This is a genomic window from Planococcus sp. CAU13, assembly GCF_000775575.1.
Lineage (GTDB): Bacteria > Bacillota > Bacilli > Bacillales_A > Planococcaceae > Planococcus.
In genome coordinates this window covers 1-21,771 of record NZ_JRGN01000082.1, presented here as the reverse complement: position 1 = coordinate 21,771, position 21,771 = coordinate 1, and the positions used below count along the sequence as shown (strand labels likewise).

The following is a 21,771-nucleotide window of genomic DNA, read 5'->3' as shown; positions in this document are numbered from 1 at the left end:
CAGCGCCTCTAGAGGCGCTGTGCTTATTTTGCTTTCCATAACGTTTCGTTCGGCAGAGAAATGCGTTCCACTTTTTGCTGAAGCATCTGCTTTTTCATTTCGCGTTCCGCAGTTTCCAGCGAGATGTTGTAAATGGAAGCAATTTCCCTTGTAGCGATGGTACTGAATTTTGTAAACAGTTTTTCAATGGATGGAGGGGCCTGTCTGTTCAAGGTTTCGCTGCCCAGCATCTCTTTAAGAATAGTAATATAAACATCGTATGAATGGAGTCCGGAAACCTTTACGCCTTCATCTTCAATGCATTCATTGAAAAAGACGATGCTCGGCACTTCCGTTATTTCCATTTCCCGCGTAATTTTAAGATCACATTGGAAAGCTTTCGCGGTATGGACGGAATGAAAATCTTTTTTGAATTCATCCTGATCCAAACTGGCTTCGCCGGCAATCTCCAGCAGGATTTCATAGGATGAAACATCTTTTGTCTGCAGGAAAAGCTGTTCCTGCAATTTGTGCAGGAATTGATTGCCGGCACGTTTTCCCTGCAGTTCAGCAGCTTTTACTGCAACTGATGCAAGTACAGGGTGAGCCAGGCTGTCAGTCGCAACTGACGAAACTTTATGCTGGCTGTTCAAATTGAATAATTTTGTGCTGAGTACCACACGCATTGAAAAATAATGGCCGTATTCGATCTGGAGCTTCCTCATGACGGATTGCAGTTCCCAGCATTCCATGTTGAGGGGATCTAAGAAAACATATAATTCCATAGGCTTTAAAGGGGTCGGGGTGTCATAGATTTCTTTGGCTAAATCCAGGTTATTCAAACCATTTCCTCCTCACTGTCCGGTTCGTTGACCATATGGTGAGCAGTCAAGACCAATCGATTATAGAAGGTTTCACGGAATTGTCCTGTCAATCCGATTTCATCCATTGCTTCGCTCATGCACTCAAGCCAGGCTTGCGCCCGTTCCGGTGTAATCGGAAAAGGATGATGCCTTGCCTTTAATCTGGGATGTCCGTGTTCTTCTGAATATATATTGGGTCCGCCTAAGTATTGGGTAAGGAATTGTTTTTGTTTCCTGGCAGTTTCTGATAGGTCATCAGGAAAAATAGGCTTTAGCTTTGGATGCACAGCGACACGGGCATAGAATGCGTCCACTAATCGGGACAGCCGTTCCGCACCGATTTCATCGTACGGAAGTAAAGGTTTTCCAGTCATCATTATGTCTCCTTTGCGTAGCTGTAGATTCATTCTAACAACGGAATGGGAATATCTCAAATAGTTAGCTTTTCTGCTTTACAAATTATGGATGGAAATATTTTTATCGGATAATATTCTCTTGTTTCAACGCTTTTTTGCCGCCGCCATGAAGCGGGCAATTTTTTTGTCTGTGCGGCGGACAGGGATTTTATTGTCTTCCAGAAGTTTGCGGAATTTCTCTTTGCCGTCGTTGAAATCAGTGACTTCGAATTCAACCTCAAAATCTTCTGTGCCGTGGTATTGGGAGCGGTCAAGTACCAGCAGACCCCCGTCATATGTAAATTCAATCCGGTGAGTCGTCAAACTTCCGAGCAGCACCAATTCTCCGGGAAGTATTCCCTGTTCTTTCAAAACTTCTGATACTTCAGGAGCCGCAAAGTTTCGCCCGTTAATGATGTCTTCAGCCTGCTGCCTGGGGAGTGCATCAGTAATTTCATAATAGCCGTTCTCCGCCGGTGTCTTCAGCGTGCATTCGAATGCGTTGTCTTTTTGGCGGATCCGAAGCGCGGACTTCTGTTCACGCAACCTGAAATCCACTGTATCAAAATAATGATTGATCTGCGTCTGAGCGTCTTCTGGTGAAAATCCGAAAAGGGCGGTCAATGTCACGTATTCATCTTCGGTCAATAAATTCTTGAATTCGATTTCAAGCTCTTTTGTCATGGCCAGCACCTCGCTTGAATTTATTATGGGATAATTTCAGTCAAACTGCAACGAATGACAGTCCTATGTTAAAATATCACTATATAGGAGTCAGAAGCGGGGGAGCGGTTATGGGACAATGGGATCGATTTTTAACGCCTTATAAACAGGCAGTGGATGAACTGAAGATTAAGTTTAAAGGCATGCGCAGACAATACGATGCCGAGAATACGAATTCGCCGATTGAATTTGTGACCGGCAGAGTCAAACCGATTGCCAGCATTTATGACAAATCGCTCGAAAAAGGCATACCATTCGAGCCATCCGAAGAACTGGCGAAAGAATTGCCGGACATTGCAGGGATCCGAATGATGTGCCAGTTTGTGGGAGATATTGAAACGGTCGTGTCGCTGCTCCGAAAACGCAATGACCTGCGGATCGTGGAAGAAAAGGATTATATTTCCCGTGAAAAGCAAAGCGGCTACCGCTCCTATCATGTTATTGTGGAATACCCGGTGCAGACGATCAGCGGAGAAAAGCTCATCCTCGCCGAAATCCAGATCCGCACGCTGGCGATGAATTTCTGGGCATCGATCGAACATTCCCTGAACTACAAATACAAAGGCGATTTCCCGGACGAAATCAAACTCCGGCTGCAGCGTGCGGCAGAAGCGGCATTCCAGCTGGATGAGGAAATGTCTCAGATCCGTGATGAAATCCAGGAAGCTCAGGCCTATTTCACAGAGTTTAAAGAATCACCGGGAACCCATTTTCCGCAGGGTGAAGAAGGAGGCAGAACAAAAAGATGAAATTTTTTATCATATCGAGAAGTGATGACCTTTCAAACGAACTGATGGAGAAGGCGCGCGCTTATCTGAACGATTTTGGAATGGAATGGAATGAGGAAGAACCGGATATCGTCCTGTCGATAGGCGGGGATGGCACCATGCTGCATGCTTTCCACAAATACTCAAGCCAATTGGCGTCTGTTGCGTTTGTCGGAATACATACAGGGCATCTTGGGTTCTACGCTGACTGGAAACCGATTGAAATCGAAAAACTTGTCCTGTCGATCGCGAAAAAAGAATACGAAGTCATTGAGTATCCGCTTCTCGAAACCAGCATCCATTACCGCAATAAAGAGGAGCCGGCAGTTTATCTGGCCATGAATGAATCGACTGTCAAGTCTCCGGATGTCACGCTGGTGATGGACGTGTTCCTGAATGAAAACCATTTCGAGCGTTTCCGCGGAGACGGCCTCTGCATGTCCACGCCTTCCGGCAGCACAGCATATAATAAGGCACTTGGCGGCGCAATTATCCATCCTTCTCTTGAAGCGATGCAATTGACCGAAATGGCATCCATCAATAACCGGGTGTTCCGGACAGTCGGTTCGCCGCTTGTCCTGCCTTCGCACCACCGCTGTGCGCTGCGTCCGGTGAAAGCTCCGGATTTCATGGTGACGGTCGACCATCTGCAATTACTGCATAAAGATGTGCGTTCCATCGAATACCGGGTGGCGGATCAGAAAGTCAGGTTTGCCCGGTTCCGGCCATTTCCATTCTGGAGAAGAGTGCACGATTCCTTTATCGACAGCGGGGAATACAAATGAAGCCTTTTGAACTGACATATACTGCGGCAGGCCATGGGCTGCTCCGTGAGGCCCTGCATTCATGGGGAATTTCTAAGCGGACGCTGGCTTCCGTAAAATATGGCGGCGGACAGATATTGGTAAATGGCAATGAAGTGACGGTCAGGCATCCACTCCGGACAGGTGATGCCGTGACCGTTGTTTTTCCGTTGGAGGAATTTGGGAATGGCTTGAAGGCGGAAGATGGGGAATTGAAAATCATCCATGAAGATGACGCTTTGCTGATCGTCGATAAACCGCCTTTGCAGAATACGATTCCATCGCGTGAGCACCCAGCGGGAAGCCTGGCGAATATTGTAGCCAAACATTTCGAAAATCATGGAATACCGGCGACCCTTCATATTGCGACGAGGCTGGACCGCGATACCAGCGGACTTGTGTGCATCGCTAAAAACCGCCATATTCACCATATGCTGTCGCTGCAGCAGCAGGAAAAAAAGATGACGAGGCGTTATGAAGCGCTGGTCCATGGGCAAGTAGAGCAGGAGAAATTTATCATTACGGCACCGATCGGCAGAAAAAACTCCAGCATCATCGAAAGGGAAGTGCGCGCTGATGGCCAGTTTGCCGAAACGGAAGTCGAGCTGATCCAGGTCTTTAACGATTACAGCCATGTGAAGCTGAAGCTGAATACAGGGCGCACGCACCAGATCCGCGTCCATTTAGCCCATATCAGCCATCCTCTTGTCGGTGATGACTTATACGGGGGAACCAGGGAAATGATCAGCCGCCAGGCCCTTCATTGCCGGGAGCTTGAACTGATCCATCCCGTTACCGGCCAAATGCTCATGTTCAAATCGCCGAACAGGGAAGATATGGCGGCGCTGATCAGGTAAAACGGTGGAACCGGTCAGGCTGATAGGGCTGATTTGAATCGACCGATACAAGTTCCTGTTCCGGAAAACGGAAAGCCGTCAACGAACCGCCGAACACGCAGCCGGTATCGACATTGACGGTGCGATTTACAAAATACGGTTTTTCGGTAGGGGTATGGCCATAGACGATCCAAGGCTCGCCTCCATAGGATTTTGCCCAGTCGCGGCGCACCGGGCGGCCATCGGCATGGAATTTGCCGGTGACATCCCCGTACAGTGTGAATACTTCGATTTTCCGGGTAATCGGCATATCAATCATATGCTCTTTCAATCCCGCATGCGCTACGATGAGGTCATCACGCAGAACCAGGTATTGCGGCAATTCCTCGTAAAAGCGGATATAGCGCTGGCGGAACTTTTGCTGCTCTTTTTTCGGCAATGCCCGCCACTGGGCGATGGTGACTTCCAGACCGTGTGCCAGCTGGACTGAATTGCCTTTCATAAACCGGTAAAGTTTATTGCAGTGATTCCCCGGGGAATAGAACAGGATGCCCTGATCCTGCCGGGTGAATAATAATTGCAGTACGGCCAGTGAATCGGGTCCCCTGTCCATGGCATCTCCGACAAATGCAGGCTGTCTTCCTTCGGGATGGATATGGACGCCATTTTTATACTGATAACCAAGTTTTTCAAGCAATTCCATGAGTTCATCGCAACAGCCATGGATATCACCGATAATGTCATATTTCATCGAACACACCTCTTTAGCGATTATTTCACTATACATAATATCAGTCCAGCGTATAGAATACTAAAGCGGCGTGCCGTAAATTCGAAAGGAGGGAGCCGGTATGCTGGAAGAAAAAATTGTGCGGGACGAAGAGTTGGACGAAGAAATGCTGATGCAGCTGCTTAGCCAGGGAAAAGTGGAAGAATTCAGGGAAGAGTTCCTGTCACATCACCCTTATGACCAGGCTGGATTTTATGAAAAAGCAGAGCTGGAAACGCGCCGGCAGCTGTATGAATATCTCTCTCCCAAAGAAATGGCAACCATTTTTGAAACGGTTGAACTGGATGACGACGAATACGAAGACCTGTTTAAAGAAATGAATTCCATGTATGCTGCAGATCTCCTGTCCTTTATGTACCGGGACGACGCAGTGGACGTCCTGAACAATCTGACGAAGGATCAGGTCGCGAGTTATTTGACCATCATGCCAAAAGAGTCCGCGAGAGAAATCAAGGACCTTCTTCATTACGAAGAATATACAGCGGGGTCGATCATGACAACCGAATTCGTGGCGATTCCGAAAAACTCCACCGTTCGGTCCGCAATGAATATTCTGAGAAACGCCGCTCCGGATGCAGAAACGATCTATTATGTCTTTGTCATAGACGAAGAAAAACGGCTGGCCGGAATTGTCACGCTGCGGGATTTGATCATTGCGGATGAAGATACATTGATCGAATCAATTATGAATGAGCGGGTTGTTAGTGTATCAGTGGGGGAAGACCAGGAAGAAGTGGCGCGCATGATGAAAGACTATGACTTTCTCGCCATGCCGGTCGTCGATTTCCAGGATCACCTGCTTGGCATCATAACCGTCGATGATATTATCGACGTTCTGGATGAAGAAGCATCAGACGATTATTCCAAACTGGCAGCTGTATCCGATATGGATAATTTCGATAAAGGATCATTAAGTGCGGCTAAAAAAAGGCTGCCATGGCTGATTCTCTTAACATTTCTCGGCATGCTGACGGCAAATCTGATGGGCATGTTTGAAGCCACTCTCGATCAGGTGGCTCTGCTTGCAGTATTTATTCCATTGATTGCCGGAATGGCAGGAAACAGCGGGACTCAGGCACTGGCGGTTGCAGTTCGCGGGATCGCGACAGGGGATATAGAAGATGAAAGCAAGCTCAGGCTCTTGTTCCGGGAAGCCGGGACGGGACTGATCACGGGTCTTGTGTGCGGAGCCGTGGTGGTGGGGCTGGTGTATTTCTGGAAAGGCGAATTGCTGATCGGCTTACTGGTCGGAACAGCAGTTGCAGGCTCTATTTTCGTGGCTACGCTTGCAGGCTCTTTTATTCCGTTATTGATCCATCACCTGAATATCGACCCTGCCGTGGCGTCGGGTCCGTTCATCACGACTTTGAATGACATTATCTCCATTTTAATCTATCTGGGACTGGCCACAACGTTCCTGAGCAGCCTGTAGAAAAGTGCAAATTGCACTTTTCTTTTTTATGATGTAATATTAGTACCAGGTAACAATCAGAATTCAGGGGGAATGAAAATGACGATTTCATTGAAAGGCAAAACTTTCGTAATAATGGGAGTGGCAAATAAGCGCAGCATTGCATGGGGCATAGCCCGGTCGCTTGACCAGTCTGGAGCGAATCTGATCTTTACATACGCCGGTGAACGATTTGAGAAGTCTGTCCGCGATCTGGTGGCGACACTTGAAGGGAAACACGATATCATTCTGCCGTGTGATGTAACAAGTGATGAAGATGTGGAAAAATGCTTTGCTTCCATCAAAGAGCAGGCCGGTAAAATTGACGGCCTCGCACATTGCATCGCTTTTGCCAAAACAGAGGAACTTGCGGGGGACTTTTCGGAAACATCAAGAGAAGGGTATTTGCTGGCTCAAAATATCAGTTCCTATTCACTGACGATCATTTCAAAATATGCAAAACCGCTGATGACTGATGGCGGCAGCATTGTAGCCCTGACATATATCGGCGGGGAGCGCGTGCTTCCTAATTACAACGTGATGGGCGTCGCTAAAGCCGCACTTGAAATGTCGGTCCGTTACCTGGCTGCAGATCTAGGCAGGCACGGAATCCGTGTCAATGCGATTTCTTCCGGACCGATCCGTACACTGTCATCCAAGGGAGTCAGCGATTTCAATTCAATCCTTCACGAAATCGAGGAAAAAGCACCGCTTCACCGCAATACGACACCTGAAGAAGTCGGAGACACGGCTGTCTTCCTGTTCAGCGAAATGTCGCGGGGAATCACCGGCGAAACGATTCACGTCGACAGCGGATATCACGTTCTTTAAAAGTCTGCAGATAAAAAATGGCGGCAATAAAAAATCCAGCCCTTCAATTTCCGAGGGCTGGATTTTTCATGCGTGGAGATTCTTTTCCATGGTTCTGTGCGGGATTCCTGCATCGAGGAACTCGGGAGAAGTCACGGTGTAATTTAATTTTTCGTAAAAAGGAATGGCATAGGACTGTGAGTTCAGTTTTAAAACGGACATGCCGGCAGACCGTGCGTATTCCTCCATCGCTTCCATCAGCAGCACACCAACATGCTGTCCGCGGAATTCAGGCAACACTGAAACCCGTTCCACTTTGCCGATGCCCGGCTCGATTTCACGGATCCGGCCGGCTGCTATCGGCTGCTGAAAGTTATACCCCACGAAATGGGTGGCGGCATCATCGTACTCATCCATCTCAATATGGAGAGGCACCTGCTGTTCATCGACAAAAACTTTTCGCCGGATTTCAAAAGCCTGTTCTTTTTCGAGTTCACTTTCCGCTTTTTTGACCTTCTGCAATTATTGCTCATCTCCAGTCAAACGGAACGTATCGTAAACTGTCCAGGAACCGTCATCAAGTTTATAAAGGAGGTGGAAGCGGTCAATCGTTTCCTCGTGATCGATGCCTGCCATTTTCAATTGGCCGAAAATGTCCGAATGCTCGGAATCAGACAGCTTTTGGGCAATCGTGATATGCGGTACGAATGAATGTTTTGGCATACCTCCGAAAAAGTCGGAATGCAGCTCTTCATGCAGCGCAATAATCTCTTCGGTCGGCTCCACTTTATAGTAGAGCGTATTGGTGACAGGTGAAAAAGACCTTACGCTTGTTGCATGCAGTTTAAAAGGCTTGTTGCGTTTTGCAATTTTTGCAAGCTCATCAACGATGGCTTTAATTTCTGAGCTGTCCGCTTCAAATTCATCTTTCAGCGTAATATGCGGCGTTATCAGCTCGTAATGGGGATCATACCGTTTGCGGTAAGCATTGGCGATGTCCTGTAATTCTTTTGATGGAAATGCTGCAATACCGTATTTCATAAATATACCTCCTTCTAATATATAGATCTATTCTTATTACAGTATAACAAAAGAAAGCTGGAAATTGCGAATCCGTTTCAGACGCCGAAATTCTGGATCAAAGCCCGTTTAAGATCCGGCTGCCAGTACTTCCATGTATGGTCTCCGTCAAATTCTTCGTAGAATACAGGGAATGATTTTTCGGTCATCAATGCATGCAGTTCCCTGTTAGGTTTAAGGAAATCAGCTGTTTTGCCCGAAGTCAGTTTCACTTCTGTTTCACCGGTCCCGATGACATGATAGACCGTGAACGAGTTGGTCATATTAAAATTGGCTACGGCCTCCATCATTTCTGGTCCGACTTTCGGGGACTGGAGAATGACCCGTCCAAAAATATTCGGATATTTTAATGCCGCCATGAGGCTGACGGTCGCAGCAAGCGAGTCGCCGATCAGCGTGCGGCCCATGCCCACCTGGTATGTCGGATATTTTTCATCCAGATAAGGCACCAGTTCATGTGCCAGAAATCTCAAATAAGCTGCGTGCTGAGAGCCAGAAGGTTCATATTTTTTATTGCGGTCATCCACGCTCTTATAAGGAAGGCCAACAAAAATGATGTTTTCGATTTCGTGCTTTTCCAATAATTCGTCGACTACACGGGGAACCCTCCCCAATTGGAAATAGTCCTTGCCGTCTGACGCGATCACCAGGCTGTATTTGTATAAAGGTGAATAATTATAAGGCAAATATACCAGCAATTGCATATCTTCCTGGAGTTCTTCACTGAAAATTGTAATATCTTCCACATTGCCTCGATTCATGATGGAGCCCCCTTGTTGAGTATTGTAAGAAAATTGTATCATACTCAGACAGCAAGGTATAATGGGGGAGCAATCATTAAAAACAGAAAGCGGGGGATTGACTTGAAAGGAATGGATGGAGGGAAATACCGGGTACATTCGGATGAAGTGGCGAAGGCGGCGCAGGAAGCGCTGCAAAGACGCGGAGTTTCTATTGAAGAAATTGCCAAAATCGTATTCGAAATGCAGGAGCCATATAATAAAGGACTGGAAATGGCACATTGCATCGAATCCGTGGAAAGTGTTCTGCTGAAACGGGAAATGCAGCATGCTCTGCTGGTAGGTGTAGAACTGGATGAACTGGCGGAGCAGGGGAAACTTTCACGCCCGCTTCAGCAGATTATTGATACGGATGAAGGGCTTTTCGGAGTCGATGAAATGATTGGCCTGGGAGCTGTATTGACTTACGGAAGCATTGCAGTCACGACTTTTGGGCATCTTGACAAAAACAAAATCGGAGTCATCCGGGAGCTTGATACAAAAGTCGGCGGACAGGTCCATACCTTCCTTGACGATCTCGTGTCGAGCATTGCGGCGTGTGCAAGTGCACGGATCGCCCACCGGCAACGAGATCTCGAAGAAAAAGGAAAAGACTTCAAAGATATTCCGGCGGATGAGACCGCACCGGAAATGCATGTGGATGGCGCAGAAACCTGAGTAATTTCCCTGTCATCCTGTGAAAACGGTTACTAAATCCAAAATTGATTAACACTTGGATAAAAAGTCATGGTATTATTGTGTAAGAAACATGTTGTAACTATATAAGGGGAGGTCAAATTATGTTGAAAAAGAAATTTGGTTTATTTGCAGCAGTAGCGCTGACTGGTTCTGTATTTCTTGCAGGATGCGGAGATGATTCTGCTGAGCCGGGGGAAAGCGGTGGAGAAAGCGGAGGCTCTTCAGATCCGGAATTCGTCAGTATCCTGACTGGCGGGACGACAGGGACTTATTATCCGCTTGGCGGAGCAATGGCTCAAATTATCGAAGATGAAACAGGCATTGATACAACTGCTGAAGTTTCGCAGGCATCTGCGGCGAATATGACAGCACTTGCCGACGGAACAGCAGAGATCGCATTCGTTCAGACGGATACTGCTTTCTACGCTTCGGAAGGTACGAATATGTTCGAAGGGGAAGTAATTGATACAGTTTCTGCAATCGGAGCATTGTACCCTGAGACTATCCAGCTGGTTACGACTGCGAATTCAGGCATCACATCTTTCGAAGATCTTGCAGGGAAATCAGTTTCTGTTGGGGCGCCTGGATCAGGTACTTATATCAACGCTGAGCAATTGCTCGAAATCCACGGTATGACAATGGATGATATCAACGCACAGAACCTGGATTTCGGTGAATCACAGGAAAGCCTTCAGTCAGGACAGATCGACGCTGCTTTCATCACAGCAGGAACACCGACTGGTGCTGTTGAAAGTTTAGGCGCAACAGCAGACGTAGTTATTGTACCGGTTGCACAGGACAAAGCGGATGCATTGATCGAAAAATATCCTTACTATGCGCACGACACTGTACCGGCAGGCATCTATGGTTTGACGGAAGAAGTGCCGACCGTATCGGTATTGGCTATGCTTGTAGCTCAGAACGACCTGTCGGAAGATACTGTCTACAACATTACAAAAGCGATCTACGAAAACACAGATAAAATTCAGCATGCAAAAGCTGAATTCATCAAAGCTGAAACGGCTCTGGACGGTATCGGAATCGATATCCACCCGGGCGCACAAAGATATTTCGATGAAGTAAATCAATAAGATACAGCAACTAATTGACGATAAAGCGCAAGCTTTATCGTCGTTATTTGTTTAGATGCTACGGAGGAGAATGACCATGCGACTTAATTCCAGGCAGCGTTTTCTTCTGATTCTGATCGCCCTCATCTTGATTAGCTCCTCAATAGGATTTATCCCTCTGAAAAGAAGTATTGCATTATTCGAGAGTGATACAGGAAGCCTTGCAGCTTATTATCTATTGACTCAGCCCCGATTTCAGATAAAATATACACATTCCATACATTTATCCGATGTGGTGGAAAGCTTTGAAGTGTTGCCGGACAACACGATGAAAATGGTTGAATTGGAATATGAAGATTTCAATATCGGAATGCCTTCCAACGCAGGAGAAGGGGAAGTTTTTCTCGAAAAGGACGGTAAGTATTACATCAAGAATATGGACAGAATACTGCCGGAATTTCGTATATTGATCGGTGATGTGGATGCCGGTTTATTTTTTATGGATAATGGCGAAGAGTTTGATTTGAAAAAGGCACTCGTAAGAGGAAAAACCTATACGTTCCGAATTCAGCGGCTGTCATTTTTCCAGCAATTAAAAGGAGTGAATATTGATGAGCAATAAATTACCACCCGAAGAAAGAGAGCAAATGAAATTGCCGCCTGAAGATGATACATACATTTCAGAAGAGAAACAAAAGGAAATTTTGCAGAAATATGACCCTGAATCGAATACGCGTGATTTAGCGGGAATTATGAAATATGTAGTATTTTTCGGCCTTCTGGCGTTTTCACTGTTCCAGTTATACACTGCAGTTTTCGGGCAGTATACAGCCTATATCCAGCGGTCGATTCACCTGGGTTTCGCCCTGTCACTGATTTTCCTGCTGTTCCCGGCTTTCAGAAAGAAAGGGATCAAGCATAAAGTTGCCTGGTATGACTATATTCTGGCACTCCTGGCTATAGGCGTTGGTGCCTATTGGCCGATCATGTATGATGATCTCGTTTTCCGCATCGGACGGGTTACCGAATTGGATCTGGCCGTTGGTATTCTGGCGACACTTCTTACGCTTGAAGCAACACGGCGTGCAGTTGGATTGCCGATTACGATCATTTCGTCTCTGTTTCTGACCTATGCGTTTTTCGGACCTTCATTCCCGGGCTTTCTTCGGCATCGGGGACAGGACCTGGACTCGCTTGTCCAATTGATGTTCTTTACCACAGACGGGATTCTGGGGACGCCGCTGGCAGTTTCCTCAACTTTCATTTTCACATTCCTGTTATTCGGGGCGTTCCTCGTAAAAACAGGTGTAGGGCAATACTTCAATGATCTGGCAGTTTCTTTCGCGGGGCATCTTATTGGCGGTCCCGCAAAAGTGGCTATCTTTTCAAGTGCGCTGCAGGGGACGATTTCAGGAAGTTCGGTTGCAAACGTTGTAACTTCCGGTTCCTATACGATTCCGATGATGAAGAAACTCGGCTACAAAAAGGAATTCGCTGGCGGGGTTGAAGCTGCTGCTTCTACAGGCGGCCAGCTGATGCCGCCAATCATGGGTGCCGCTGCCTTCCTGATGGTTGAATTCATCGGAGGCATCACTTACTGGGAAATTGCGAAAGCTGCAGCGATTCCCGCATTGCTGTATTTCACGGGAATTTGGATCATGACGCATTTCGAAGCAAAACGGATCGGCTTGAAAGGCCTCCCGAAAGAGGACTTGCCGGACCGTAAAGAAATTTTGAAAAAGATTTATCTGCTGCTGCCGATCGTAGCAATCATCGTTTTCCTGCTGATCGGAGTTCCGACGATGCAGGCAGCACTTTATGGTATTGTGCTGACGGTTGTAGTCAGTGCGTTTGATAAAGAAACAAGACTTAATTTCAAAGATATGATCGATGCGTTGGTGGATGGTGCCAGAACTGCATTGGCAGTGGCAGCTGCAACTGCAGCGGCAGGTATCATTGTCGGTGTCGTAGTAAAAACCGGACTGGGCTTAAGCCTGGCGAACGGACTCGTGTCGGCTTCCGGCGGGAATGTGCTGTTGACGCTCTTCTTCACGATGCTTGCAGCGATTGTGCTGGGTATGGGTTCACCGACAACGGCCAACTATGTTATCACGTCTACAATTGCGGCTCCTGCCATCATCACTTTGCTGATGCTTGAATATCCTGAAGGTGCAGCAGTTCCGATTGTTGTCGCATTGTCTGCCCACTTGTTCGTATTCTATTTCGGTATTATCGCCGACATAACCCCGCCTGTTGCACTGGCAGCCTTTGCGGCGTCGGGCATATCCGGCGGTGAACCGATCAAGACGGGAGTCACTGCAGCCAAACTCGCCATTGCGGCGTTCATCATTCCGTATATGTTCGTGTTATCGCCCGAATTACTAATGATTGATGTCACCTTTACAGAAATAATTTGGGTGCTGATTACAGCAGTTTCCGGTATGATTGCCATCGGTGCCGGAATGATCGGCTATTGGTACCGCAAATTAGTTTGGTTCGAACGAATTATCATGGTAGCAACCGGATTGGCACTGATTTATCCTGAAGGTTTATCGGATACAATTGGTGCGGTGGTGTTTATCATCATGTTTGCAATCCAATGGCTCGCTCGCGATAAGAAAGATCCGAAACCCAAAACTACAGAAGCATAGTAAAACTCCCGAAAGCGCATAATCAGCTCTTTCGGGAGTTTTTATTTTTATCAATATAAAGAAAAGTTATCACCAGTTTCTATATAATGAAAATAAGAATAATGAAAATAGGAGTACCATAGACTTACCTAAAATTATCCAGTATGATTAGTTAGTTAGGAAGAAGTAAGGGGGCAGAAAGTTGAAAAGAAATTATATGAAATTTTCGGTTTATGCAGTAATAGTTTCGTTGGCAGTAACTTTAGCGTCTCCTGCAGCAGCTGATGACTCAGTCAACGTACAACCAGAGTTTGCTTTTACCGATGTAAGTTCAGCAAATACTCACAGTCAAGCAATTTACAGAGCCTATGACTTAGGGATAATGAGCGGTTATCCGGATGGGGAATTCGGACCGAACGAGTCTCTTTCCCGAGGCCATGTAGTGAAAGCACTGGGCAAATATATGCTGGGTCTTCAAGGGAAAGCAATCACTGAAGTCAGTAAACATGGTTTTCCTCATTTAACAAAGTTTAATGATGTGCCTGACGGAAGAGACGAAGAACTATATAAATATTCTTTAATTGTTAAAGATGCCGGGATTTTTGAAGGTTCTAATAATAACTTAATGCCGAATAATTTAATCACACGTCAGCAAATGGCAAAAGTGCTGGTAAATGCTTTTGGATTAAAAGACCAAGAAGGTGTAACTTCAAAGGTTCAAGACAAGAATTTTTCTTTTTCTTACTTTCATGAATACATTGATATCCTCTCTGAAAATAATGTGACAACCGAGAAAAATTTCCGTCCGCTGGAACATACGACACGGGGGCAATTCGCTTCATTTCTCACTCGTGCTTATGATGCAACTGACCAAAAAATAGCAATACCCTATCCAGTGGTGGCAGTCAATAAAGCGAATTCTTATGAAATTGCAAATGCTCTTAGCACATTCAATACTGTGAGTTACTTGGACACTCTTATAATTGATCAATATCAGGTTTCGCAGTTTTTTTATGAGAGTTACAGTGAAACTGACTTTAAAACCAGAGCAGAAGTAGTACATGCGCTCAAAACTTCAATAGAAGTCCATGCTAAATTGCTGTCAGCTGTAAACAATGCAACAACAACAGAAGAAATGATAGATGCAATCGAAGGATTAAAATTTGATCCTTTTGTAATACCCAGAACCCCGGAATCTAAATTATTGATAATAGGGGGATTCTTCGACTGGTTCAATAAGAAAAGGATGGAAGAGGATTTTTATTTTAACACTTTCCATGAAGTTTACTCTTCCTATATGGAAGTCACAGGAAGTTTGCCGAATGATACTTAATCGAATAAAATGAACGAAAAAGCAGAATTGATAAGGATATAGAAATTTACAGTAAAACTAATAATATTCAAAAAACCCACTATCGCAGCCGATAGTGGGTTATATGATTTATGTAATAATAGAAAAAAACCGTCACTCGAAGGCGACGGTTTTTATAAGCAGATTCTGTTCCTAAAATCTGCTGCGGGTTTGGCACCCAATGATTCCTACTGGGCTCGAACCAGCGACCTCTACCCTGTCAAGGTAGCGCTCTCCCAGCTGAGCTAAGGAATCGCAATTACAAGGACATTTCCAATTATAGCGTGAGCTTATGAAAAGCGCAAGCATCATTTTTGCTCCGTCAGGCTGAAATCATACTCGAGCTGCCACTACTGTGCCGGACTTCTGAAGCCATTATCCCACGCCTCCTGTTCCGAACAGAACCATTCCTCCGGATTTGTTTGTTCATAGGAAGGGCTGCCAGGCATGTGATAGATTTTATCTCCGTTTCGGTTGATGTTGCCTTTAATGGCACATTCTTCGGAATTAGAATCATTATTGGATAAATTGCTCTTCGTAATTGCCCCGCTGTCAAAACCCCGGTCAGTTGCGTACCCTTCAAACTCCCATATCCCAAGACTCTGCTCTTTTGCCTGCTGCTCCGCGGCTTCGAATTCATCGAGGTAACGCGTATTCGGTGGGAAAACGTAGGCGAGACGGGCATGGCCGGATTGGAGCAATTGTTCCTGGACACTTTCACCATCCACATACAGATAGACAAGTAAACGGCCGTAATCGTCCAGACGATCGCCGACATCAAACTCGATTGTTACGTCGCCGGACTCGATCAGGCGCCGGTTCTCTTCTGTCGCTTCTTTGCCGAGGGGCTGCTCACCAAACCGGGGATGATTGGTTTCGGGCGTATCAATCAGCAGATAACGCACGGTGGTTTCTTCGCCTTCATATAATATTCTTACGGTGTCTCCATCGATTACAGAGAGAACTTCTGCAGGAACCTGATTTGAGCTGCCGCCGGTGTCTGTGGAACCAGGGAGGCTGCAACCTGCCAGAAGCAGCGCAAGCAGAACAGCGAAAATATTTTTCATGAGACCACCGCTTCCTTATGTTCGGATAAAAGATTGAATAATCTGGAACAGCAAAACGCCTTTCTCAATAATTCAATTGAAAAAGGCGTTTTTATGTAGGCATGCAACTTAAAACGAAATAAATGCTCAATTTACAGATGTGTCTCCATTTCAAGATTTGGCTGGCCGTAATAGAGGAAAGCTTCCTCTTCCATATCCTGAAGCTTTTCTTTGTTCAAGCCGATTTCCAATTCTCCGCTGAATACGGGTTCCCACCAGTTTTTAGTTTCTTCCATCATCTGTTCCTCCTCCAAATTAACTTCTTTTATTGTTTGACTATTCTATACCCCTGCAGGTTACACTAATAAACAGGAAGATTGAAAATAAGCCTTTAGGCCTCACAGGGAGAGGGATTGCATGATTTCAATAGGTATTATAGGTGCGGGGATTGTAGGGGAGCGCATCATCCGGCAAATCCAGCAGGAGAATGGCGTCAAAATAGTTGCGGTATACGATGAAAACCCGGATCGCCTGCAATCGCTGAAAGAAAATTATGGGGTGCCGATTGCAGCCACACTTGATGAAATCCTTTACTCAAAAGCGGATTGGATCTATATTGGAACTCCACCGTCTTCCCATGCCGAACTTGCGAAAATGGCAGCGGATGCGGGAATAAATATTTTAAGCGAAAAGCCGCTTGCGCATAATGCCGAAGCCGGTGAACAAATGGTCGCGTCAATAACTGAAAATCGTGTCCGTTCCGCGATGCACTTTCCATTGATGTACAGTCCTGCTGTACACGAAATGGCGAAACGGATCAAAAATGGCAGCATCGGTGAAATCGGCAGAATTGAATTGCATACAGTATTTCCGGTTTGGCCGCGTCCGTGGCAGCAGACGCCATGGATCGGTTCAAGGCTGGAAGGGGGCTTCATCAGAGAGGTGTTCCCTCATTATATCCAGCTGATTGAAAGGATATTCGGGAATATTACCATTACAGCCCATCAGGTGACCTACCCGGCTCAGCCGGAACTTTGCGAAACAGGGCTCATTGCCCTGGGAGCAGTCAACGGCAGTACGCCTTTATTGCTGTCAGGCCTAAGCGGCATTGGCCAGAAAGAACTGCTGCAATTCAAAGTTTACGGCAGCCAGGGCGTTCTGACGCTGGAAAATTGGTCACAGCTGTATTTGGATGAGCCACAGAAAGACCGCACTGAGCTCACGCATTTTGCAGAAGTCCCAAGCTTGTTCAAAGAAATGAAAAAGATGTCAACCGCGCTGGTTCCATTTGAAGAAGGGTTGGCTGTTCAGCGCATTATCGATCAGCTGCTGAATGACGAATAAGACGATACAGGAGGGTTTATATGAACTTTACAGCCAATGATGTTGAGCGCATGATACAGGAACAACGAAATTATTTTTATACAGGAGCTACCCGTTCTGCGGATTTCCGGAGAGCGCAACTGGAAAACTTAAGGCAAGCCATCCTGGCCAATGAAGAAGTCATTACGGAAGCGCTTGAACGCGATCTCGGTAAAAGCGAATTCGAAGCGTATGCCACCGAAATCGGATTTGTACTGGACAGCATCGGCAATATGCAAAAAAACCTGGAAGACTGGATGGAGCCGGAAAAGGTGAAGACGCCGCTGCATCTGCAGCCGTCAAAAAGCTTCATCATTCGTGAACCTTATGGCTCCGTATTGATCATCGGGCCATTCAACTATCCATTTCAATTGGTGATGGAGCCATTGATCGGTGCCATTTCAGGCGGAAACTGTGCGGTCGTCAAGCCATCCGAAACGACGCCGAATGTGACCCGCGCCATACGGATTGTGCTGGAAGAAGCATTCCCTACTTATTATGTCCGTGTCGTTGAAGGCGAACGTGAAGAAGTTACTGCTTTGATCCATGCCTCATTCGACTACATTTTCTTTACCGGCAGTGTCAAAGTCGGAAAAGTTGTCATGAAGGCAGCATCAGAAAGACTGACGCCGATCACGCTGGAGCTTGGCGGAAAAAGCCCGGCGATTGTCGATCAGACCGCCGATATCGATTTGGCCGCCAAGCGCATAGCATGGGGCAAACTGATGAATACCGGCCAGACTTGTGTTGCTCCCGATTATGTTTGTGTCCATGAATCCGTCAAAGAGGAATTCATCAAAAAACTGACGAAAGCCATCAGTGCATTTTACGGTAAAAACGCACAGGCGAGTCCTGATTACGGCCGAATCGTTTCCACGTCGCATTTTGACCGCCTCGCTGAATTGATTGAAAGTGAATCGGATAACATCATCTACGGCGGCAAAACGGATCGTTCCAATCGCTATATCGAACCGACTGTCCTTGACAACATCAGCTGGAACAGCCCTTCTATGGAAGATGAAATATTCGGGCCGATTCTGCCGATCGTTACATATCAAGACCTTCCGCTGCTGCTTCGTCAGATCCGCCGGCTGCCAAAACCACTGTCAGCTTATATGTTCTCCGAAAATGAACGCGCAATCGCCTTTTTCCTGGAGGAGCTGCCATTCGGTGGAGGATGCATCAATGACACGGTTTCCCACGTCGGAAGCGCATATCTGCCGTTTGGGGGAGTCGGACCTTCCGGCATGAATTCCTACCATGGCAAATACAGCTTTGAAGCTTTTACACATGCAAAATCAATTCTGAAAAAATCGACGAAAATCACGACCAATGTCGTGTTCCCTCCTTATAACAATAAATTGAAATACATTAAGGGGATATTGAAATAAGCGGCCTGCGGGTCGCTTTTTTCTTTTTGGAACTGCTAATATGATTCTAAGAGGTGATTGGAATGGCTGAACGCATTTTAATTATTGAAGATGAAAAAAGTATCGCGAGAGTTTTGGAATTGGAACTGAATTATGAAGGTTATGAAACAGCCGTAGCCCATTCCGGATCGGAAGGGCTGATCAAATTCCGGGAACAGGAATGGGATCTGGTGCTGCTGGATCTGATGCTGCCTGAAATCCATGGACTCGACGTTTTGAAAAGGATACGTGCAGCGGATGACAAGCTGCCGGTGATTTTATTGACGGCGAAAAATGATGTCAAGGATAAAGTGGCTGGACTCGATCTTGGCGCAAATGATTATGTAACGAAGCCTTTTGAAATTGAGGAACTGCTTGCAAGAATCCGTGCCAATCTTCGCCTGAGCGGCAATGGTAATTCGGAAAGTCACCGCTTCCTGGACCTGGAGCTGGATGAAATTTCACGTGCCGTGTCACGGAACGGCCGCCAGATTGAACTGACGCCGCGTGAGTTCGATCTATTATTGTTTCTGATGAAGCATCCGAAACAGGTGTTGACCCGGGAACAGGTCTTGAATGCGGTATGGGGCTATGACTATTACGGAGACACGAATGTCATCGATGTCTATATCCGCTATCTGAGAAAAAAAGTGGACGCGGGTGAAAAAACGACTTATATCCAAACGGTCCGGGGTGTCGGCTATGTATTGAAGGAGCAGGACAATGAAACTGCGAAATAGGATTCATATCTATTCGACATTGCTGACCCTTGTGATTCTGATTATTCTTACCGCAGTCATTTATTATTCGTTCAGCTCGTTAACCTATTCCACGGAAGTCGATGAACTTGAATCGGTGGGCGATGCGCTGCTCCGGACATATAACAGCAGCGAAGTTTTAGACCCGAAAGAAGTTCTGCGCGGCTATGTTCCGGTACTTGGCATGATAAAAGTGACCGATCAGGATGGCAATGTGCTCGAGCTGATACAAAAACCCGAAATCACGGTGCAGCTGCCGGACCAATTGGATGAGCGATCCGGGACAGTGATTGTGGAAGGGGAGCGTTTCGCTTATACGCATGCGCCGATCATCTGGTCGGATGGCACAGTCGCAGAAATGGAGATTGCAAAATCGCTGCGTGAAGTCTCCGGCAATCTGGACACGCTGCGGCTTGTGCTTGCAGTCGCGGTGCTGATCGCCATGATTCCGGTAATTGTCTCAGGAGCGGTACTGGCGAGAATCGTCACCGGACCGGTTACCGCTTTGACCGAGACGATGCGGAACATCCAGCAAAGCGGCAAATTCGAAAAGCTGCCGATTTCCGAGCAGTCCAATGATGAAATCAATCAGATGGGCATGACGTTTAATGAGATGATGGCATTGCTCGAAGAAAACTATCTGAAGCAGGAAGAATTCGTTTCCAATGCATCGCATGAACTGAAGACACCGTTGACCATCATCGGCAGTTATGCAAAACTTCTGGAGCGCCGGGGACTGGAAGATCAGGCGGTTGCGAAAGAAAGCATTTCAGCCATCCGCACCGAAACCGACCGGATGACGAGCATGATCGAACAATTCCTGTTGATTGCCAGAAGAAATGAAGCATCGCCGGTTTATCAGGAAGTTGAGCTGGGCGATTTTCTTGCCGGAACGGTTGCCGCCTTTAATCAGGCCTACAACCGGGACTTCGTGCTGGAAGTGGAAAATCAGCCATTGACCGTTTCAACGGACCCTGTGAAGCTGAAGCAATTGCTTTACATTATTCTCGACAACGCGAGGAAATACAGCACAGAGCGGATAGAAGTCACAGCGAAGTTTGATGGGTCGGCCATTATCCAGGTCCGCGATTACGGCGAAGGCATACCGAAAGAATCGCTGCCTTATATATTCGACCGGTTCTATCGTGTTGATAAAGCACGTAACCGTGAGACGGGCGGATTCGGGCTGGGTCTTGCGCTGGCGAACCAATTGGCGGACATCATGAATTTAAAGCTGGAAATTGAAAGCATCGAAAAATTAGGTACGACAATTTCCATCAGATTCTCATCGGATTTTAATGTTCATCCCTTAGAATTGGAGCAGGAGGGATCGAGATGAAAAAATGGATTGGCATACTGGCAGCTTCAGCGATTCTGGGCACCGCAATTGTGTTTTTCCTCTTAAATTCCACAAACAATACGGAGCGGCTGACTGAAGCGGGAGCGATGGAAAAAGTCGTTGAGCTGTATGGCGGCACGGCAGGGAGGACCACTGTTTCAGGCAATGAAATCCTTGTCGAGTTCCAGAACGATGAAGGGCGCTACAGCGCTGTCGTCAACCGGGATTCCGGGCAGGTCGCTTCAATGGAACTGATTGAAAAGGCCAGTCCCGTAAAAAACATCACAGAAAAACAGGCTGAAGAAATTGCCGTGGCTGAAGTTCAGGGAGAAGTAAAAGAAACCAATTACCTGAAAGAGCAAAATGAATTTGAAGTGAAAGTCGAGGGTGAAACTGAAATTTCAACACTTGCCATTTCGGCTGACTCAGGAGAAATCCGAAAAATATCTTCAGAGGAGACAACGAAGGCCGATCCTGCACCTGAAGAACAGCCGGCTCCACCGGTTTCCAGCAGTGTCATTTCGGGCAATGAGGCAATTGCCATCGCCAGGCAGACACTTGACGGCGAAGTGCAGGAAGTGGAGTTTGTCGAAACACAGGACGGCGGCTATTATCTGGTGGAAATTGAAAATGACGCCACCGACCAGGAAGCAACCATTCAAATCCATGCAATCCGCGGGGAAACGATGACCGTGGACTGGGACGACTAGTGAAGAAAAGTGACGGCATCTGTTAAGCTCTGAAAGGCATAAGGCGAATCAGCAGAGTGGCGCCTTTTGCCACGGCAGCTGATTTGACTTACGACCCGAAGAGCTGGATCGCCGGAGTCTGG

24 protein-coding genes and 1 tRNA gene are annotated in these 21,771 nt (G+C 46.7%); 15 read left to right on the top strand and 10 right to left on the bottom strand.

Translation table 11 applies throughout. The features are described 5' to 3' along the window. Positions 1-23: 23 nt before the first annotated feature. The 3 genes from KW93_RS03750 to KW93_RS03740 all read right to left on the bottom strand — a co-directional run bounded on the left by KW93_RS03750 (position 24) and on the right by KW93_RS03740 (position 1,921). Positions 24-821 carry a ClpXP adapter SpxH family protein gene (locus KW93_RS03750; protein ID WP_033541630.1) on the bottom strand — a complete coding sequence of 266 codons (798 nt, stop codon included), beginning with the start codon at positions 819-821 and terminating at the stop codon, positions 24-26. After that, a complete protein-coding gene (locus KW93_RS03745; protein ID WP_033541629.1) occupies positions 818-1,216 on the bottom strand; it encodes a globin domain-containing protein in 399 nt (132 codons plus the stop codon). Before KW93_RS03745 ends, KW93_RS03750 begins: the two co-directional genes overlap by 4 nt. Before the next feature lie 126 nt (positions 1,217-1,342). Further along, on the bottom strand, positions 1,343-1,921 hold the full coding sequence (locus tag KW93_RS03740) for a CYTH domain-containing protein (RefSeq protein WP_033541628.1): 579 nt from the start codon (positions 1,919-1,921) through the stop codon (positions 1,343-1,345). A gap of 110 nt (positions 1,922-2,031) precedes the next feature. Here KW93_RS03740 and KW93_RS03735 point away from each other — a divergent pair, with 110 nt between their 5' ends. Genes KW93_RS03735 through KW93_RS03725 form a run of 3 tightly spaced genes read left to right on the top strand, consistent with a single transcriptional unit; the run spans position 2,032 to position 4,387 of the window. After that, positions 2,032-2,709, top strand: coding sequence for a GTP pyrophosphokinase (locus KW93_RS03735; RefSeq protein ID WP_033541627.1), 678 nt, complete (start codon positions 2,032-2,034; stop codon positions 2,707-2,709). Further along, positions 2,706-3,512: an NAD kinase gene (locus KW93_RS03730; protein WP_033541626.1), complete on the top strand. Its 807-nt coding sequence runs from the start codon at positions 2,706-2,708 to the stop codon at positions 3,510-3,512. Before KW93_RS03735 ends, KW93_RS03730 begins: the two co-directional genes overlap by 4 nt. Further along, positions 3,509-4,387: an RluA family pseudouridine synthase gene (locus tag KW93_RS03725; protein WP_033541625.1), complete on the top strand. Its 879-nt coding sequence runs from the start codon at positions 3,509-3,511 to the stop codon at positions 4,385-4,387. Before KW93_RS03730 ends, KW93_RS03725 begins: the two co-directional genes overlap by 4 nt. On the opposite strand, the gene prpE is transcribed toward KW93_RS03725, so the two are convergent. Next, the gene (gene prpE, locus KW93_RS03720) at positions 4,380-5,117 is read right to left on the bottom strand and encodes a bis(5'-nucleosyl)-tetraphosphatase PrpE (protein WP_033541624.1); all 738 of its coding nucleotides are present in this window, start codon (positions 5,115-5,117) and stop codon (positions 4,380-4,382) included. The genes KW93_RS03725 and prpE overlap by 8 nt on opposite strands. Positions 5,118-5,217: 100 nt before the next feature. Here prpE and mgtE point away from each other — a divergent pair, with 100 nt between their 5' ends. Beyond that, a complete protein-coding gene (mgtE, locus tag KW93_RS03715; protein WP_033541623.1) occupies positions 5,218-6,588 on the top strand; it encodes a magnesium transporter in 1,371 nt (456 codons plus the stop codon). A gap of 78 nt (positions 6,589-6,666) precedes the next feature. After that, the gene (fabI, locus tag KW93_RS03710) at positions 6,667-7,437 is read left to right on the top strand and encodes an enoyl-ACP reductase FabI (protein ID WP_033541622.1); all 771 of its coding nucleotides are present in this window, start codon (positions 6,667-6,669) and stop codon (positions 7,435-7,437) included. A gap of 66 nt (positions 7,438-7,503) precedes the next feature. Here the strand turns inward: fabI and KW93_RS03705 are convergent, their stop codons facing one another. The 3 genes from KW93_RS03705 to KW93_RS03695 form a co-directional block, all read right to left on the bottom strand. Continuing rightward, positions 7,504-7,938, bottom strand: coding sequence for a GNAT family N-acetyltransferase (locus KW93_RS03705; protein ID WP_033541621.1), 435 nt, complete (start codon positions 7,936-7,938; stop codon positions 7,504-7,506). Then, positions 7,939-8,457 (bottom strand): YjcG family protein, encoded by a 519-nt coding sequence (locus KW93_RS03700; protein ID WP_033541620.1) that lies wholly within the window; start codon positions 8,455-8,457, stop codon positions 7,939-7,941. A 77-nt stretch (positions 8,458-8,534) separates the two neighbouring features. Then, a complete protein-coding gene (locus KW93_RS03695; RefSeq protein ID WP_033541619.1) occupies positions 8,535-9,257 on the bottom strand; it encodes an alpha/beta hydrolase in 723 nt (240 codons plus the stop codon). A gap of 111 nt (positions 9,258-9,368) precedes the next feature. On the opposite strand from KW93_RS03695, the gene KW93_RS03690 reads away from it, so the two are divergent. From KW93_RS03690 to KW93_RS03670, 5 genes are all read left to right on the top strand, one after another. Further along, complete coding sequence (locus KW93_RS03690) at positions 9,369-9,953, top strand: phosphatidylglycerophosphatase A family protein (RefSeq protein ID WP_033541633.1); 585 nt, start codon at positions 9,369-9,371, stop codon at positions 9,951-9,953. A 122-nt stretch (positions 9,954-10,075) separates the two neighbouring features. Next, positions 10,076-11,065, top strand: a complete 990-nt coding sequence (locus tag KW93_RS03685; protein ID WP_033541618.1) for a TAXI family TRAP transporter solute-binding subunit — start codon at positions 10,076-10,078, stop codon at positions 11,063-11,065. A 76-nt stretch (positions 11,066-11,141) separates the two neighbouring features. Further along, the gene (locus KW93_RS03680) at positions 11,142-11,666 is read left to right on the top strand and encodes a DUF1850 domain-containing protein (RefSeq protein ID WP_033541617.1); all 525 of its coding nucleotides are present in this window, start codon (positions 11,142-11,144) and stop codon (positions 11,664-11,666) included. Then, a complete protein-coding gene (locus tag KW93_RS03675; protein WP_033541616.1) occupies positions 11,656-13,695 on the top strand; it encodes a TRAP transporter permease in 2,040 nt (679 codons plus the stop codon). The genes KW93_RS03680 and KW93_RS03675 overlap by 11 nt, the downstream gene beginning before the upstream one ends. A 181-nt stretch (positions 13,696-13,876) precedes the next feature. Next, positions 13,877-15,007, top strand: coding sequence for an S-layer homology domain-containing protein (locus tag KW93_RS03670; RefSeq protein WP_033541615.1), 1,131 nt, complete (start codon positions 13,877-13,879; stop codon positions 15,005-15,007). A gap of 200 nt (positions 15,008-15,207) precedes the next feature. Here KW93_RS03670 and KW93_RS03665 read toward each other — a convergent pair. The 3 genes from KW93_RS03665 to KW93_RS17595 form a co-directional block, all read right to left on the bottom strand. Further along, a tRNA-Val gene (locus KW93_RS03665) sits at positions 15,208-15,280 on the bottom strand. Positions 15,281-15,375: 95 nt separating this feature from the next. Then, complete coding sequence (locus tag KW93_RS03660) at positions 15,376-16,092, bottom strand: thermonuclease family protein (RefSeq protein ID WP_033541614.1); 717 nt, start codon at positions 16,090-16,092, stop codon at positions 15,376-15,378. A gap of 131 nt (positions 16,093-16,223) precedes the next feature. Beyond that, entirely contained in the window at positions 16,224-16,367 is a 144-nt protein-coding gene (locus tag KW93_RS17595; RefSeq protein WP_162835039.1) for a hypothetical protein, read from the bottom strand. Between the two features lie 121 nt (positions 16,368-16,488). Between KW93_RS17595 and KW93_RS03655 the strand changes: the two genes are divergently transcribed. From KW93_RS03655 to KW93_RS16875, 5 genes are all read left to right on the top strand, one after another. Then, positions 16,489-17,415: a Gfo/Idh/MocA family protein gene (locus KW93_RS03655; RefSeq protein ID WP_033541613.1), complete on the top strand. Its 927-nt coding sequence runs from the start codon at positions 16,489-16,491 to the stop codon at positions 17,413-17,415. Positions 17,416-17,435: 20 nt separating this feature from the next. Further along, entirely contained in the window at positions 17,436-18,824 is a 1,389-nt protein-coding gene (locus KW93_RS03650; RefSeq protein WP_033541612.1) for an aldehyde dehydrogenase, read from the top strand. Between the two features lie 62 nt (positions 18,825-18,886). Next, positions 18,887-19,582 (top strand): response regulator transcription factor, encoded by a 696-nt coding sequence (locus KW93_RS03645; protein ID WP_033541611.1) that lies wholly within the window; start codon positions 18,887-18,889, stop codon positions 19,580-19,582. Beyond that, complete coding sequence (locus KW93_RS03640; protein ID WP_052131454.1) at positions 19,566-20,939, top strand: HAMP domain-containing sensor histidine kinase; 1,374 nt, start codon at positions 19,566-19,568, stop codon at positions 20,937-20,939. Before KW93_RS03645 ends, KW93_RS03640 begins: the two co-directional genes overlap by 17 nt. Continuing rightward, positions 20,936-21,649, top strand: a complete 714-nt coding sequence (locus KW93_RS16875) for a PepSY domain-containing protein (protein ID WP_052131453.1) — start codon at positions 20,936-20,938, stop codon at positions 21,647-21,649. Before KW93_RS03640 ends, KW93_RS16875 begins: the two co-directional genes overlap by 4 nt. The last annotated feature ends 122 nt before the right edge of the window (positions 21,650-21,771 follow it).